Origin of the sequence: Opitutus terrae PB90-1, from assembly GCF_000019965.1 — a bacterium.
In the GTDB taxonomy this organism is placed as follows: domain Bacteria; phylum Verrucomicrobiota; class Verrucomicrobiia; order Opitutales; family Opitutaceae; genus Opitutus; species Opitutus terrae.
This window is the reverse complement of the sequence record NC_010571.1, coordinates 5,905,060-5,920,916: the sequence shown is the minus strand read 5'-3', so window position 1 is coordinate 5,920,916 and position 15,857 is coordinate 5,905,060. Positions and strand designations below refer to the sequence as shown.

The following is a 15,857-nucleotide window of genomic DNA, read 5'->3' as shown; positions in this document are numbered from 1 at the left end:
TCATGCAAACCTTCCGACAGATCCTGTTTTCGCTGCTCCTCGGCGCCGCTCCGACGCTGGTGCCCGCTGCGACGACGCTGCCCACCGCTCCGCTGGCCAACGGACACGTGAAGTTCCTCGGGAGCGTCTACAGCGGCCCGCAGGCACCTAATCTCACCTCCTACTTCAATCAGGTGACGCCGGAGAATGCGGGCAAATGGGGCAGCGTCGAAGGCACGCGGGACGTGATGAACTGGACCGAACTGGACGCGGCCTACGCGCTGGCGAAGGCCAACCATATCCCCTTCCGTTTTCACGTGCTCGTGTGGGGCAACCAGCAGCCCATCTGGATCGCGAACCTGCCGCCTGCGGAGCAACTCGAAGAGATCGAGGAGTGGTTTCAAGCGGTGGCCGCGCGCTACCCGGCGATCGACTACCTTGAGGTCGTCAACGAGCCGATCAACGATCCACCGGATGGCATCGACAACACGCCCTCGAACGTGCCCGCCGACGGCAACTACATGAACGCGCTCGGCGGCAGCGGCACCACCGGATGGGACTGGGTGCTGACGGCGTTTCGGATGGCGAAGCGGATTTTCCCGCCGACCACCCAGCTGATGCTGAACGAATACAGCATCACCAACGACACGACGCGAATGAACCGCTACATTCAGATCGTGAACCTGCTCAAGGCGGAGAACCTGATCGATGCGGTCGGCGTCCAGGCGCATTATTTCTCGACCCGGTCGTATTCCGGCAACCTGCCTGGCACATCGGCGCAGACGAAAGCGAATCTGGATCTGCTGGCCGCTACGGGCGTGCCAATCATGGTGACCGAGATGGACGTCGACGGCGGGGCGTCGACGAGTGCGCTCGATGACGCGACGCAGCTGAGTGAATATCAGCGGATCTTCCCGATTTTTTGGCAGCATCCGTCGGTGATCGGGATCACGCTCTGGGGGTATCGAACCGGCATGTGGCGAGCGACGGCTTACATCGTGAACAGCGACGGTTCGGAACGGCCGGCGATGGAGTGGTTGCGGGAGTACCTGACCACCGGCGCGCCCGCGGTGGCGACGCAGCCGGCGAGTCAGACGGTGGCGCTCGGCGGAAGTGTTTCCCTGACGATGGCGGCGACCGGCACGCCAGCGCCGACGCTTTCATGGCAGCGTAACGGCAGCACCGTGGCCGGGGCGACCGCCGCCACGCTGACTCTGCCAAATGTTCAGCCGGCCGACACCGGGATCTACACGGGCATCGCGCTCGGCGGCACCGCGGGCACGGCCGCGGCCATCAGCACCCCGGTGATCGTCGGCATCTCCACGGAGCAGCAAGTGGTCGGTGCCGGCGAACAGGTAGGCGATCACGTGCCGCACCCGAACGGAAACTTCTACGACCAGGTGTTGCTGACCGGCGTCGCCGAGGCGATCAAGGCCGATCCGGACAACGGCGAGATTACCCGTACATCGTTCATCGATGCCGACGGTGACATCGTGCAGGTGGAGTTTGGCGGACCGGGCACGCTTTCGCTCGTACTCGCGAACGCGGGTGATCGCGCTGCACCGGAGAAATACAACCAATCGAACGTGCTCTACATGAAGGGGCACGCCGGGATCGTGATCACCGGCGCGAACGAAAACACGAATGTGACGGTGTTCACCGTCGGCCGGGCGACGGCCTACGATCGCACGGGCCAATACAACATCCTCAAATCGCCGAACACCACGGACAACAATCCGGCCAACAACGGCAGCCCGTTGTTCGTCGGCCACGAGAACACCGTTTACGATGGCATCGCGGATCTCGCGTTCATCGCGATCTCGAGCACGAACGGCCGGTTCGGCGGAATTCGTGCGGCCAACGCCAACTTCTATGCCGCGCAAGGTTTCACCGGGATCTACGCGCCGGGCGTGGAGTTTACCGGGCCGGTTTTCTTCGGTGACATCATGGCTTACGACAAAGCCAAGCCCGTGCTTCTGCTCGGCTCCGCGAGTGACGTGCGAGTGACTGGTGGAAACATGGAACAGATCAATGCCCAGCCGGTACAGGTGAGCGGCGTCACGCAGTTGCAGTTCAAGCCCGGCAGCGACTCGCACGGCAACACCTTGCCGGCGCAGACGAACCGCGGCACCTATCGGCAGGACGGGGTCGATGTCACCACTCAGATCGTGGTGAATCCGTCGAACTGAGCCGTGGCGTTTTAATCATCCCGCTCCTCACGGAGCGGGCCACCAACATCCCGCTGCCCTTGCGTGTGTGCGCAGGGGTGCGGACATCGCGATGCTGCGACGCTGCTCACGGGCGAGACGCCCGTGCCACTTGTGTCCATTCCCGTATTGAGTTGCGCACGCGGGGCTGGATAGTTCCGGCCATTCTTATGTCTTCCCCTTCCTCTCCCCGCTTCGAGCCGTTCATTGCGCCCGAGACGCAGATGCGCGAGTTCACCCTGCGCGCGGTACTCACGGGCGCGATTCTGGGCATCGTGTTCGGCGCGTCCTCGCTCTACCTGGTCCTCAAGGTCGGACTCACGGTCAGCGCGTCCATTCCGGTGGCCGTGATCTCGCTCGCGCTGTTCCGCGGACTTTCGAAGGTGGGCGTGCGCGACTCCACGATTTTGGAGAACAACATCACGCAGACCGCCGGTTCCGCCGGCGAGTCGCTGGCGTTCGGCATCGGCGCAACCATGCCGGCGATCATGATCCTCGGGTTCGAACTCGAGCTGATGCGCGTGATGCTGGTCGCGGTCCTTGGCGGACTGCTGGGAATCTTGATGATGATCCCGCTGCGGCGCGCGCTGATCGTCAAGGAGCACGGCGTGTTGAAATACCCCGAGGGGACGGCGTGTGCGGCGGTCCTCAAGGCCGGCGCCAACTCCGACGATCGCGCCGCCGCCTCATCCGCCGCGCAGGCGGACATCCGCGCTGCCGCGGCCGCCGGTTTGGGCGCATCGCCGGGCGCGAAGATCATCTTTACCGGTTTCGGCATCGGCCTGCTGTACAAGACGCTCAATGCGGCGCTGAAGGGCTGGAAGGAAGTGCCGGGCAAGATCTTTGGCGCGCCCTTCAACGGCGGATCCGTCAGTGCGGAAATTTCGCCCGAGCTGCTGGGCGTGGGCTACATCATCGGCCCGCGCGTGGCCGCGATCATGTGCGCCGGCGGCGCGCTGTCGTATCTGGTGCTGATCCCGCTGATCCACTTTTTCGGCGATGGACTCAGCGAGCCGCTGCTGCCGGGCACCATGCCCATCCGCGAAATGCTGCCGAACCAGGTGCGCGCCGCGTACATTCTCTACATCGGTGCGGGCGCCGTGACGGCGGGCGGCATCATCAGCCTGATCCGCGCGCTGCCGACGATCCTTCACAGCGTGAAAGCCGGGCTCGGCGACATTGGCATCGGCTCGGGCGCTGCCGCCGCGGCGGCCGGCGGGCCTCCGCGCACGGATCGCGACCTTTCGTTGAAGTTCGTCGGCGGTGGCATCGTAGTCCTCCTCACCGCGATCATCCTGGCGCAGCCGCTGCACATGAACCTGCTCGGTGCGTTGCTGATCCTGGCGTTCGGTTTTCTTTTCGTGACGGTCTCCTCCCGGCTGACCGGTGAAATCGGTTCCTCCTCCAATCCGATCTCCGGCATGACGGTGGCGACGCTGCTCTTCGTCTGCCTGATCTTCCTCATCGTGGGCTGGAACGGCGGGACGTATTACGTGACGGCGCTCTCCGTCGGCGCGATCGTGTGCATCGCCTCGTCGAACGGCGGGACGACCTCGCAGGATCTGAAGACCGGCTTTCTGCTTGGCGCGACGCCGCGCTACCAGCAGCTCGCGATCCTTGCCGGTGCCCTGTTTTCGGCGGTGTTGCTCGGGCCTATTCTGCTCCGCTTGAACAGCGATGCGACGGTCTACGTGCCGATTGCACAGGTGGCCCCGGCCGGCTTGCATGCGAGCGCCGGTCAGCTCGATCCCGGTCGCCGCGAGGCGGTGCGCGGACCGCAGGCACGCGACGACTCCGCCACCTATTCGGTCTGGCACAAGACTGACACCGTGGGCGCCCCGGCCGGAAAATATCTCGTCAACGACCAGGGCGACGCGGTGTGGCTGGTCGACCCGGGCATCAACGGCGTCTACAGCGAACGGCCGGACGGCTCGCAAGTCCGCAAGTTTGCCGCGCCGCAGGCGATGCTGATGTCGTACATCATCAAGGGCATTCTCGACCAGAAACTGCCCTGGGCATTGGTGCTGCTCGGGTTCTTCATCGCGATCACGCTGCAGATGTCGTTCGTGCCGGCGCTGGCCTTTGCCGTCGGCGTGTACCTGCCGCTATCGTCGTCGTCGCCGATCTTCATTGGCGGCCTGATTCGCTGGCTGGTGGATCGCAAGCTGCGGCAGCGCGAGTCGCACGCGAAACTCACGCCCGAGCAGTTTGCCGAGGAGAGCGACAAGAGCCCGGGCGTGCTGCTCGCCTCCGGCTACATCGCGGGCGGCGCGATCGCAGGCATCGTGATTGCGTTCATGGCTGCCGCGCTGAGCGACATCGACAAGGCGATCACCGACTGGTCGCTGCTGCACAATCCGTTCTTCGAGGGGGCAAATGCCGACTGGCTGTCGCTGATCCCGTTCGGCGCCCTGGTTGGATTCCTGTACTTCGTGGCGCGCGAAAAGCTGCTGGCGCCGAAGCGGCGCAGGTCGTAGCGCGCCCGGTGGCCGGTCACGCGCGCCGGAATTACGGTTGTAGCCCGGCTCGTTGAGCCGGGCTGCCGGGCTCAGCAATCCCGGCTACAATAAAACAGCCGCGACGAGGGCGTCGCGGCTCCATCGCGCCGATGGTGCCGCTGCGCGGTTGTATTACTGGGGACGCGACGCCCTCGTCGCGTCGGAGGGATCGTTGTAGGGCTGCCGCTCGCCGGCAGCCGTCGCGTTCGGCAGCGCCTCGGCCGGCGGCGGATTCGACAGGCTCACCGCAGGCGGATTCGACAGCGGGCGGGTTCGACGAACTCACCGCGGGCGAGCACCGGCCTTACCGTTTGCTGCGCTGCGTTTCAGTCCGCTCCGCCTACGCTGGCGACCGTCGCTGGCTTCGCGCCATTCTTCGCCACCTCGATCTGGCCCTGACGGGCGTAGTCGATTGCTTCGGCGAGGATGCGGGCCGCTTCCTGCGAGGCATGGAAGCCCATCGAGTTTTCCGCGTAGACGAAATCGAGCCGCCATTGCGCCTTGCGCTGCAACTCCCGCGCGGCCTGCAGCTGCGCGTCGCTCGCGCCGGCGGTGCGGGCGTCACTGAGCGCGGTGATCAGGCCGACGATCGCCTCCTGGCCGCGGTTCAGCAGCGCACGGTTGCGATCCTGGATGATCTCGACGCGCGCGCGCAGCTCGGGCTCCGGCACGCGATGGCAGGTCTGACACGCGGCCGCGGTGTTGAGCAGCGGCGAGCGCACATGGTGATTGCTGACCTTGATCGCGCCCTCGCGCTGATAAGGCATGTGGCAATCGGCGCACGCGACACCGCTGCGCGCGTGGATGCCCTGGCTCCACATCTCGAACTCGGGATGCTGCGCCTTCAGTACGCCGGCGCCGGTGTCCTTGTGCTTCCAATCGCTGTAGTTCTGGCCGTCGTAGTAGGCTTCGATGTGCTCGACGCGCAGGCCCTTGTTCCATGGGTTCGTGACGAGCTTCTGCTCGCCCTTGAAGTAATACTCGTTGTGGCACTGCGCGCACACCAGCGAGCGCATCTCCTGGCGCGTGGCTTCGGCGTTCGGCTGGTATTCACCCTGCCGGCCTTCCCGGCGCCAGCGCTCGATGCTGGGCAGGTGCGGCGTCGGGTAGTCCGACTTGGCGAGTGCGCGGATGCCGTTGAGGAACGCCGGGCGCGACACGCGCAGGTTCATGGTCTCGGCGTCGTGGCAGTCGATGCACGACACCGGATGCTCGGCGAGCTTCGTCGCCTCCGTGTAAGGCATGGCGCAGACGACCTCGAAGCCTTTCTGGATCTGTTCCTCGCGGTGTTCCTTGCCCGCCGGCGCCCCGGCTTTCAGTCCCGCTTCGATGTAGGCGGGAATTACCGACGCGTGGCACTGCAGGCACGAGCCGGGCTGCTTGAATTTGTGTACGCGCTCCGTCTCCCGCTGGTCACTCAGCATGTAGGCGTGGCCGCGTTCCTCGCGATAATCGATCGCGAAGGCGTAGCCATTGAAGATCGTCCGCCACGCCGGATCCCGGTCCAGGTGCTGAAACGCTTCGCTGCCGCCATACTTCGTCTCCACCTTGTCGACGGTGCGGCGGTAGCTGTCGTATTGCCGCGGATAATTTTTCCCCCACAGCACGGGATCGGTGACGCTGTCGTTCACCTCGACGACACGGAACACGTGTTGCGTCGCCTCCGCCTGCCGCGCCACGATGTTCTGGTACAGCAGCAGCACGAGGAACGACGCCACGGCGATCGCGGCCAGCACCGCGATATAGACCCAAAGGGCCAGGCCGCGGCAGTCGGAAAGACGAGGAGAGCGGGTAAACGTCATCATGGCGGGGAGTAGAAAGAGCTAGGGGCGGCAATCATTTCACAGGTAGGGCGGGCATTCCGCTGCCCGCCGAAAGGTCGCTTGGCGTTCGCGGCGCTCACGGAGTGAGCGTCGTACCTTGGCTGGCTCGCGATCGAAATGCATGACGGGGCTAGATCAGCGGCCCGTGGCCGACGTCGCGATGGCAGTGCACACAGTCGAGCATCTCGCGGCGATTGCCGGGATGCGTGTTGATCCCGGAGACGATCTGCTGGTGGCAGCTCACGCAATTGCGTTGGAGCACGGTCGAGTTTTTCGCCCGGATCATGATCGGCTCATGAAAATCCTGCAGCGTGAAGCCCTTCGAGTGCCAGTAGCCGTTTTCGGCCTTTGTGAGATATTTTCCGATGAAGTCGTGCGGCGTGTGACAGTCGTTGCACGTGGCGACCGCGTGATGCGGCGACTTCAGCCAGCCGTCATACTGCTCGCGCATGATGTGGCAGTTCACGCAGGCCGCGGGGTCGCTGGAAAAATACGAGAGCCCCCGCGCGTAATAGAACGTGTAACTGCCAATGCCCGCGAAAAGTCCGGCGGTGCTGGCCACGCCGAGGAGCAACAGAATGCGAAGACGGGTCGACGGAAGTTTCACGGGGCAGTGAGGCGAGCGTCAGGCGCAAACGAAAATCGTCAAAGCCTAAGTGACGGAGTTCCCGCCGAGTGTTGAAAACACTTGAGCGATCTCAAACCTGAAAAGTTTTCCTCCCACGCGGTACGGGCAACCCGCCCGTGATCCGTCACCCTCGTAGGGCTGCCGCTCGCCGGCAGCCGGAATCTCAGAAAAACATTTTCGGCCGGCGGCGAGCGCCGGCCCTACGCCAGCAGATGCTGAAAACAGTCCGGGTGAATGCTGGAGTCGGGCCCGGGCTGAATAGGCGGGACGCCCAGGCCACGAGCTCACACCGGCTCGGCGATCACGGGATTGCTGAGCCGGCCGATCTTTTCGATTTCGATCACGACCTCATCGCCGGGCTTGAGCCACACCGGTGGCCGGCGCGCAAAGCCCACGCCGTGCGGCGTGCCGGTCAGGATCACTGTGCCCGGGAGCAGCGTCTTGCTGCCGCTGAGGAATTCGATCAGCGCGGGCACATCGAACACCATGTCGTTCGTGTTCCAATCCTGCATCGTTTCGCCGTTGAGAATCGTCCGGATCTGCAGCGCGTTCGGATGCGGAATCTCGTCCTTGGTGACGAGCACCGGGCCGAGCGGGCAGAACGTGTCGAAGCTCTTCGCCTCGCACCATTGGCCGCCGCCGAGGTCACCGCGCTGCCAGTCGCGCGCGGACACGTCGTTGGCGCAGGTGTAGCCGAGCACGAAATCGAGCGCGTTGGCGCGCGTGGCGTTCTTGCACCGTCGGCCGATCACCACCGCCAGCTCGCACTCGTAGTCGACCTTGTGGCTCGCGAGCTTCACCGGCAGCTCGATCGGGTCGCCGGGATGTTGCACCGAACTCGTGGCCTTGATGAAGAGCACGGGCGTCTTCGGTGGCTCGTTGCCGCTTTCTGCAGCGTGCTTCCGGTAATTGAGCCCGATCGCGAGGATGTTCGTCGGTGCGACGGGCGCGAGGAGTTTGCCCGGCGACACGACGCGATCGGTGATTTGGTAATCGCCAAGGAGGTCGCCGCTGATCTCGCGGGCGGTGCCGTCGGGTTGCAGCGCGGCGTAGGCCGGGCCGGCGGGCGTGAGGTGGCGGAGGAGCTTCATGAACGGTGGGGTTGTTCTACCGCGCGGCGGGCGAGGGGGAAGCTTGTTTCGCGGTGAGTGGACCACGCTTCCGGTGTTCAATCGCTCGTGACCGGCACGCGAGTCGCGCTCACCAGATGACCAATTCCGTGTTACACCTGTAACACGGAATTGGTCGCGTGGCGGGGCGGATGCCAGGACGGCGGCGGGGACCGAAACATCGACTCGACGTCGATTTGACGCTCACGGCGCGACGCGGCATTTTCGGCGCATGAGCGAATTCTTGGCCCCCAGCCAGGTGACGGACGCCCAAGCGGCGTTGAACCGGCTGCGCGCGAGCATGCGGCAGACCATCAAAGGCAAGGACGACGTGATCGAGCGCGTGTTGATCTGCCTTGTAGCCGACGGGCATTTGCTCATGGAGGATCTGCCCGGCGTGGGCAAGACGACCCTGGCCTACACGCTGGCGCGGGCGATGGACTGCACGTTTTCGCGGATTCAGTTCACGAGCGATCTGCTGCCGAGCGATGTGACCGGCGTGGCGATTTACGACGAGGCGGTGAAGGAGTTCGTGTTCAAGCGCGGCCCGGTGTTCGCGAACATCGTGCTGGCCGACGAGATTAACCGCGCCACGCCGAAAACCCAGTCGGCGCTGCTCGAGGTGATGGACCGCGCGCGGGTGACCGTGGATGGCGAGCCGCATGCCGTGGGCGAGCCGTTCATGGTGTTCGCGACGCAGAACCCGGTGGATTACGAGGGCACATTCCCGCTGCCGGAAAGCCAGATGGACCGGTTTTTGATGCGGCTGCAGATGGGTTATCCGCAGCCGAACGACGAACTCGAGATCCTGCGGCTCGCGCGGACGAGCTACGACGCGATCGCGAATCATCCGGTCGTCACGCGGGCCGATGTGCTGCGGCTGCAGGAGCTGGCGCGGCAGGTGTTCATCGAGGAGAGCGTGCTCGACTACCTGCTGAGGATTGTTTCCGCCACGCGAACCGAGGCGGAGTTTCGCGCGGGCGTGAGCGTGCGCGGCGGGCTGGCACTGCGCACGGCGGCGCAGGCGAAAGCCTTGGTGCGCGGGCGGGATTTTGTGCTGCCGGAGGACGTGGCGGAGTTGGTGACGCCGATCCTGGCGCATCGGCTCGGTCTGGCGCGGCAGACCAGTGATGCGTTGGAGGAACGGCGGACCGTCGCCGCGGCGCTGCGACGGATCGTGGGCGCGATTCCGCCGCCACAGTGAGACCGGGCGGAACGTCGAACATCGAACGTCGAGTGTTGAACCACCGCCCGTGAGCTCGTCCCGAGAAGACCGCGAGACGAAGGTTGGACGTTCGAAGTTCGATGTTCGGCGTTTGATCCGGTTGCGCCACCGAGCTGGGCTCCTGGATGAACCGCCACGCACGGAGCGTCGCTTCACCTGGAACGGGCTGCTGTGGGCCATGGTGTTCCCGCGGCGGCGGCAGCGGGTCTGGCCGACGATTTCGGGTACGCTGCTGATTGCGCTGTCGTTGGGCGTCGGCCTCGCTGCCTACAATGCGGCGAACAACATCCTCTTCATCACGCTGGCGCTGTTGCTCGCGTGCCTCGTGTTGAGCGGCGTGCTTTCCTGGCTCAACTTTCGCCGCGTCGACTGGCAGCTGGAGATTCAGCCACCGGTGCGCGCCGGCCAGGACGCGGTCGTGGCGCTGCAGCTAGCCAACACGAAACGGTGGCTCCCCGTTTACGGATTGTGGTTCGATTTCGTGGCCCGGTCGGAAAATCCTTCCGAGGTGGCGCGGGCGGAGACGACCTTCACGGCCCGCAGCGCGGAAGTGAAAGCGGCGCTGGCGCAGGCGGCGGCGGCGGAGACGCGCGAGCGCGTGAGGTTGCGCGCGCGGCTCGATCCCGGCGCGCGGACGCGGCTCGAGTGGAGCTTCGCGCCGCGGCAACGCGGCCGATTGCACGTGCGGCTCGAGGGCGTCGGTTCGCTCTATCCGTTCGGCTTTCTGCAGAAACAGTTCACAACGGACGCGAAGCAGGACGTGGTGGTGTGGCCGGCGCCGGTGGAATATCGCCGATTCGGAGCGGCGACCGCGCGGCGGCTGCCGGGCGGCGACCGGGCGATGCGCGCGGGCAGTGGCACGGATCTGTTCGCGCTGCGCCGTTACGAGGTGGGCGACTCGCACCGGTTGATTCACTGGAAGGCGAGCGCGCGGACGCGGCAGCTGCTGGTGCGGCAGTTTGCCGCGGAGAGCGCCGAAGGCTTTTCGCTCTGGCTGCAAACCGACGCCGCGGCCTGGCCGCGCGCGGAGCAGTTCGAACGCGGCGTGAGTTTCGCGGCGACGCTCGCGGAGGATCTTTTCCGCATGGAAAAACTCTCGAGCGTCGCGCTGAACTCGGCGCCGCCGAGACCGGTGCGCGGATTGGGTGATCTCGAGGCGTGGCTCGACGAGCTCGCGTTGGTGCAGCCCGTCGATGGCACGGACGCGCGCGCGCGGGCAGCGGGTCCGTTGGCGCGCCGCCGTAGTCTCGTGACGTTTGTCGCGGACGGACCGCACGGGGTCATCGCGCTGTGTGACGGAGAAAGGATGGCGGCAACATGAACAAGGTGACGGCGCATCCCCAGCTCACACCTGACGAACTGCAGCAGCTACGCTGGCTGCTCGGCGGCGCGCTGACGCTACTCGCGGTCTCAACCGTCTTCACCATGGACGTCGGTGCATCGGCCGTGGCCGCGTTGACCCTGGTGACCGTCACCACGGCGACGCTCCGGCCCGACTGGCTGGTGTGGGTCCCGCGCTGGGTACACCGGCTGGCCTTCTCATTCGTCGCGGCATTTTTCACCGCCGACCTCTGGCTGACGGGAGAATTGCTCTCGGCGATTGTGCGGCTCGACGCCCTGCTGCTGCTGTACCGCGGCATTTCCTATCGGAAGAAGCGCGACGATCTGCAGCTGATCGTGCTAGGGCTGTTCCTTGTTGTGCTCGGCGGGGTGTTGAGCGTCTCGCTCGGGTTCGCGGTGCAGATCCTGGCGTTCACCGCGGTCGCGCTGGTGTTGCTGATGACGATCACGCTGAGCGCAACAGAGCCCGCGGCGGAAAAGCGCGTGGCCGGCGGCGCGCTCCCTGCGGTGCCGCGCTGGGCGCGGCACGTGTCCTGGCCGGCCCTGCTCCGGCGCGTGAGGCAGGCGACCGACTGGCGCGTGGTGGCGTTGAGCACCGGCCTGTTCGTCGGGCTCGTGGGCTTGGCGGCGCTGCTCTTCGTGACGATTCCGCGGTTTCAGCTCGAAAACAGCTTTTTCCTGGAGCGGTTCATCACGAAAAAAACGCGCACAGGTTTCAGCGACACGATCCGGTTCGGCGAGGTGACCGAGATTACGCAGGACAACAGCGTGGCGTTGAGCGTGGACGTTTCCGACCGGAGGGCGATTCCGGCGGACCCGTATTGGCGGATGCTCGTGCTGGACGAATATCGCGACGGTACGTTCCGACTTTCACCGGGGATGCGGCGGCTGGCGTTGCCGCAGGAGCGCGGCGGGGTGAATGTGCGCGGCGGGCTGCGCGAGCGCGCAGGTGCCACGGCGGATTGGACGTTTTACCTGGAATCAGGCGTGAGCCGCTATCTGCCGCTGCTCGGCCCGTTCGAGCTGCTGCGCTTTCGCGAGGCGCAGAATTATCGCTTCAGCCGCGGACTCGGCGTGGTCGAGCTGCGCGCGGAACCGGCGACGATGCTGGCTTACCGCATCGAGGGAATGGAGAACAACGCCGTGGTCGCCGACCCAGCCTTTGCGGCGCAGTGGCGGGCTCATGGAAGCAATCGCTGGTCGGCCGGCGCACTGTTGCTGCAGCTGAGTGTGAGTGCGGAAGACCGCGAGAAGCTGGCGCGAGCGGTCGGGGAGATTCGTGCCGCGGCGACGCCGTCCTCGCGCGCCGCTCCGGATCCAGGCCCGCCGGACGTGGCGGAATTCCTGCGGCGAGCCGAGGCGTGGCTCCAACACCAGCATCGGTACTCGTTGTCGCCGCGGATTCCGGCGGGGGACGGAGATCCGCTGCTGCGGTGGATGATGTCATCCGAGCCGGGGCATTGCGAACTGTTCGCCGGTTCGCTGGTGCTGCTGGCCCGGGCGGCGGGGCTGCCGGCGCGGGTCGCCACGGGGTTTCGCGGTGGATCGTGGAACGGTTACTCGAACAATTTCACGCTGCGCAACTCCGATGCGCACGCGTGGTGCGAAGTGTTCGATGCGCAAGCGCAAGCCTGGCGGCGCGCGGATCCGACGCCGGGATCCGGCGCGGCGGCGCGCGAGGATCGTGGCGGCGAGGCCGGGCTTGCCGACCGCCTCGACCGCAGCTGGACGGCGCGGCTCGATAGCCTGCGCGTGTTCTGGTATCGGCGGATTGTCAGCTTCGACCAGCAGTCGCAGCTCGAGACCCTGCAGGCGGTGAAGGAGGCGACGGAGCGCTCAGGACAACAGCTGCGCGAAATGCTGGAACGGTGGGCGGGCGGCCTGCGCGCGTGGCTGGCACGACCGTGGACGAGTGGACGGATGGCATGGCTCGCGGTGATCGGCGCAGGAGTGCTCGTGGCGGTGGTGGGGTTGCGCTGGGCGGCGAGGAATTTTCGATTTTCAATCTTCGACTTTCGATTTCGCCGACGCGGACAGAATTGGGATGTGGTGCGCGCGGAAGCGGGACGATGGTTGACCAGGATCGCGCAAGCAGAACGCAGGGTGGGCGAAACGATGCAGGTCGTCGCGGCGCTGGAGCGGTTGCGATTCGGGGCGCGCGAAACGTGGCCGGAACCCCGAAAAATTTTCGCGCGTGCGAGAAAAGCGCTGCGCGAGGCGAGGAGCGATAAGGTAGGGCGCGGACTCCGCTCCGCGCCGAGAAAAACGTGATTCTCCCGCAACGAACGATTCTCCCTCACACTGCACCCGGCTGGGTGAAGAGTGGGAGTGTCACGGTCCCCTTCACGCGCCGCTCGCGGTCATCAGCGGTTTGGGCGCGGGGCGGTCTTTTTTTTCCTTCCACTTCCTCAGAATCGCGCTCGCCACCGGCGTGGCATAGCGGCCGCCGGCGAGTTCCTCGTCTGGGGTGTCGCCTTCGATCATCACCGCGATTGCGATCTCCGGTCGCTCGACCGGCGCGAAGCAGATGAACCACGCCAGATTCAATGTGCCCTTGCCGGTCCGCACCTGGGCGGTGCCGGTTTTGCCGCCGATCCGCAGATTCGGAATCCGCTCCGTCGGCAGCTGGAGAATTCGCGCCGTGCCCTCGAGGGTGCAGTCCTCAAACCCGCGCATCATTGCAGCGTATTGTTGGGTGGTGAGGCCAATCGGTTCAGACCGTTGCTGCGTCCGCTGCGGATCATGCAGCAGGCTCGGCTTGGTGCGCAGCTGGCCGCGCGCGAACGACGCGGTGACGCATGCCATCTGGAGCGGCGAGACCCCGAGGAAGCCCTGGCCGATCGACATGTTCGCGGTATCGCCTGGGAACCACGCTTCGTCGCGTTCCCGTTTTTTCCACTCCGGATCTCCCACGAGCATGCGTGAACCCTCGAAAGGTAGCTCGATGCCGGTGGGCTCCGCGAGGCCGAACCGGCGCGCTTCGGCGGCGATCGCGTCAACGCCGGTGTCGATGCCGTATTTGTAGAAGAAAACATTGCAGCTCTTCGACAGCGCGTCGGAAAACGCAATCTCCCCGTGGCCGTGGCCGCCGTGACAGGGCATGACGCGACCGCGGCCGACCGCGAAGTAGCCGGTGCAGTCGATCTCGGACGCCGTGGTGATGGTGCCGCGCCGCAGGCCGGCGATTGCGGTGATCACCTTGAACGTGGAGCCGGGGGCGTAAACACCCTGCACGGCGCGATTCAGCCAGCCGCCCTTGGCCTCGATCTCGGCGAACTTGGCGCGCGTGATCACGGGCGATGTGTCCTCGAGGCTGTAGTCCGGCTTGCTGGCGAGCGCGAGCACCTCGCCGGTGTTGACGTCGATCGCCACCGCGGCGCCGGTGAGTTCCGCCTCCGCGAGCTTGGCCTCGGCGACGATCTGCAGGTCGATGTCGAGCGAGCAGGTGATGCTGCGGCCCTGCACCGGCAGGCGCTTCTCGATCGGCGGATTGACGCGATAGCCGGCCGGATCGACGCGGAAGATGGTGCCGCCGGCTTCGCCTTGCAGCTGTTCGTCGAATGCCGCCTCGAGCCCGGTTTTGCCGATGGTGCCCTTCATCTTGAAGGTCGTGAGGTCCCCTTGGGGAAAATCCGCCGCGTCGATGTCCGGATTGACGCTCACATAACCGAGGGTGTGTGCGGCGGCGGAGCCGAACGGATAGTAGCGCGTGCTCGACGTGTAGACCTGGAGCGGCGAGCGCACGGGCAGGCTCTCGACCAGGCGCGCGTATTCCTCCGCGGAAAGATCGGCGAGCAGCGTATAGGGGAGCAGGAGCTGGCGGTCGAAGTGCCGGCGCAGGTCGACGACATCGACCTTTTCGTCGCGGTGCAGGATGGCGTTGATCTGATCGAGATAGCGCTGCACGACGGTGGCGCGGGCGATCTGCTCCATCTGCCGGGAGCTGGGCAGCTCAGGCAGATCGGCATCGCCGGCACCGCGGTAGGCTTTGCGGACGTCGATGAACGCGCGGCGAAATTCCTGTCGGAGCTCGTCGAGGTAAAGCACGACCGCGAACCGCGGACGGTTGCCGACGAGCAGCACGCCGTTCCGGTCGTAGATGTTGCCGCGCGGTCCGGGCACGAGGACGCGCCGCTGGTTCTGCACGCGCTCGCGCTCGTGGTAGGTGCCGGACTTGATCAGCTGTTGATAAGCGAGGCCCGAGACCAGGACGACGAGCAGCAGCGCGATCGCCACGTGAAAGAGCAGAATGCGCGGGTCGAAACTCCGGTGCGCCTCGACGAGGCTGCCCGAGCGTTCAGCGAGATTGGTTTCGACGGTGGCCACGGAGGAAGAAGTCTAGAGCGGAGAGCCGAGAGTCTAGGGCGGAAAGGCTGCAGTGGAGAAAATTAAGCGAAAATCTAGCGCCAAAACTGGCGGGGGAAAGCGCGGGCCGGTGTTTCCGGCCAAACAAACCAAACCTTCACGTTTCACGTGTCGTAGCGGCGATCGTAGGCGTCGGCGATCGACTCGGTGAGGTCGAGCGTACGCGCCTGCAGCGCGAAGAACCAGGGCGCCACCACCGCGAGGAAGACCTGGGAGCACACCAGATCGAAGATGATCCGAGGCCAGACCGCGGCGGGGGCCGGTCCTCGCTGAATCAGCACGAACGAAAGCACGAGCAGCAACGCGAGGTTCGCGAACAAAGCGATGATGACGCGCGCGGTGGTTTCCTCGCGCGGCAGCCGGTCGCGCAGATGGAAGATCACCCCATGGCCGATCGCGAAGAGCAGCAGATGCGTGCCGAACGTCACCGGTGCGGAAGCATCGAGCAGGAGCCCCACCAGCAGCGAGGCGGCCAGGCCGCAGCGCAATGGCAGCATCAGCGCAGCATGCGTGATGAACAGTCCGCCGACCCACAGGTAGATCCGCCACGGCGCCAGCGAGTGATTCAGCTGGGAGACGATCACCCAGAGCAGAAACCCGGCGGCAAAGGTGACGAGCGTGCGGCGCATGGGCGCTAGTTGAGGGTTGAGAGTTGAGGGTTGAGAGTCGGAAGCGGTGACGC

Annotated in this window: 10 protein-coding genes and 1 pseudogene; 6 read left to right on the top strand and 5 right to left on the bottom strand. The window is 65.6% G+C overall.

What is annotated here, in order from left to right; all coding sequences use genetic code 11:
- Nucleotides 1-2: 2 nt before the first annotated feature.
- The 3 genes and pseudogenes from OTER_RS26980 to OTER_RS23250 all read left to right on the top strand — a co-directional run.
- A pseudogene (locus OTER_RS26980) lies at nt 3-1,049 on the top strand (endo-1,4-beta-xylanase); the annotation flags it as partial.
- Complete coding sequence (locus tag OTER_RS26975) at nt 1,050-2,168, top strand: immunoglobulin domain-containing protein (protein ID WP_425496023.1); 1,119 nt, start codon at nt 1,050-1,052, stop codon at nt 2,166-2,168.
- A gap of 188 nt (nt 2,169-2,356) precedes the next feature.
- Nucleotides 2,357-4,663: an OPT family oligopeptide transporter gene (locus OTER_RS23250; RefSeq protein ID WP_012377394.1), complete on the top strand. Its 2,307-nt coding sequence runs from the start codon at nt 2,357-2,359 to the stop codon at nt 4,661-4,663.
- A gap of 347 nt (nt 4,664-5,010) precedes the next feature.
- Here the strand turns inward: OTER_RS23250 and OTER_RS23245 are convergent, their stop codons facing one another.
- The 3 genes from OTER_RS23245 to OTER_RS23235 all read right to left on the bottom strand — a co-directional run bounded on the left by OTER_RS23245 (nt 5,011) and on the right by OTER_RS23235 (nt 8,226).
- Nucleotides 5,011-6,489, bottom strand: a complete 1,479-nt coding sequence (locus tag OTER_RS23245) for an ammonia-forming cytochrome c nitrite reductase subunit c552 (protein ID WP_012377393.1) — start codon at nt 6,487-6,489, stop codon at nt 5,011-5,013.
- Between the two features lie 148 nt (nt 6,490-6,637).
- On the bottom strand, nt 6,638-7,114 hold the full coding sequence (nrfH, locus tag OTER_RS23240) for a cytochrome c nitrite reductase small subunit (RefSeq protein ID WP_012377392.1): 477 nt from the start codon (nt 7,112-7,114) through the stop codon (nt 6,638-6,640).
- Nucleotides 7,115-7,419: 305 nt separating this feature from the next.
- The gene (locus tag OTER_RS23235; protein WP_012377391.1) at nt 7,420-8,226 is read right to left on the bottom strand and encodes a fumarylacetoacetate hydrolase family protein; all 807 of its coding nucleotides are present in this window, start codon (nt 8,224-8,226) and stop codon (nt 7,420-7,422) included.
- A 250-nt stretch (nt 8,227-8,476) separates the two neighbouring features.
- On the opposite strand from OTER_RS23235, the gene OTER_RS23230 reads away from it, so the two are divergent.
- From OTER_RS23230 to OTER_RS23220, 3 genes are read left to right on the top strand one after another with little or no spacing between them, the layout of a single operon-like run.
- A complete protein-coding gene (locus OTER_RS23230) occupies nt 8,477-9,448 on the top strand; it encodes an AAA family ATPase (RefSeq protein WP_012377390.1) in 972 nt (323 codons plus the stop codon).
- Between the two features lie 49 nt (nt 9,449-9,497).
- Entirely contained in the window at nt 9,498-10,790 is a 1,293-nt protein-coding gene (locus OTER_RS23225) for a DUF58 domain-containing protein (RefSeq protein WP_052300475.1), read from the top strand.
- Nucleotides 10,787-13,081: a transglutaminase TgpA family protein gene (locus OTER_RS23220; RefSeq protein ID WP_012377388.1), complete on the top strand. Its 2,295-nt coding sequence runs from the start codon at nt 10,787-10,789 to the stop codon at nt 13,079-13,081. Before OTER_RS23225 ends, OTER_RS23220 begins: the two co-directional genes overlap by 4 nt.
- Nucleotides 13,082-13,153: 72 nt before the next feature.
- On the opposite strand, the gene OTER_RS23215 is transcribed toward OTER_RS23220, so the two are convergent.
- Together OTER_RS23215 and OTER_RS23210 are read right to left on the bottom strand one after the other, a co-directional pair.
- Nucleotides 13,154-15,136, bottom strand: coding sequence for a peptidoglycan D,D-transpeptidase FtsI family protein (locus tag OTER_RS23215; protein WP_012377387.1), 1,983 nt, complete (start codon nt 15,134-15,136; stop codon nt 13,154-13,156).
- Nucleotides 15,137-15,279: 143 nt separating this feature from the next.
- Entirely contained in the window at nt 15,280-15,804 is a 525-nt protein-coding gene (locus OTER_RS23210; protein WP_012377386.1) for a hypothetical protein, read from the bottom strand.
- Between the last annotated feature and the right edge of the window lie 53 nt (nt 15,805-15,857).

Excerpts from the sequence above, each read along its gene's own strand:
- OTER_RS23250 (WP_012377394.1), top strand. The coding sequence starts at position 2,357 with ATGTCTTCCCCTTCCTCTCCCCGCTTCGAGCCGTTCATTGCGCCCGAG.
- OTER_RS23245 (WP_012377393.1), bottom strand. The coding sequence starts at position 6,489 with ATGATGACGTTTACCCGCTCTCCTCGTCTTTCCGACTGCCGCGGCCTG.
- OTER_RS23235 (WP_012377391.1), bottom strand. The coding sequence starts at position 8,226 with ATGAAGCTCCTCCGCCACCTCACGCCCGCCGGCCCGGCCTACGCCGCG.
- OTER_RS23230 (WP_012377390.1), top strand. The coding sequence starts at position 8,477 with ATGAGCGAATTCTTGGCCCCCAGCCAGGTGACGGACGCCCAAGCGGCG.
- OTER_RS23220 (WP_012377388.1), top strand. The coding sequence starts at position 10,787 with ATGAACAAGGTGACGGCGCATCCCCAGCTCACACCTGACGAACTGCAG.
- OTER_RS23210 (WP_012377386.1), bottom strand. The coding sequence starts at position 15,804 with ATGCGCCGCACGCTCGTCACCTTTGCCGCCGGGTTTCTGCTCTGGGTG.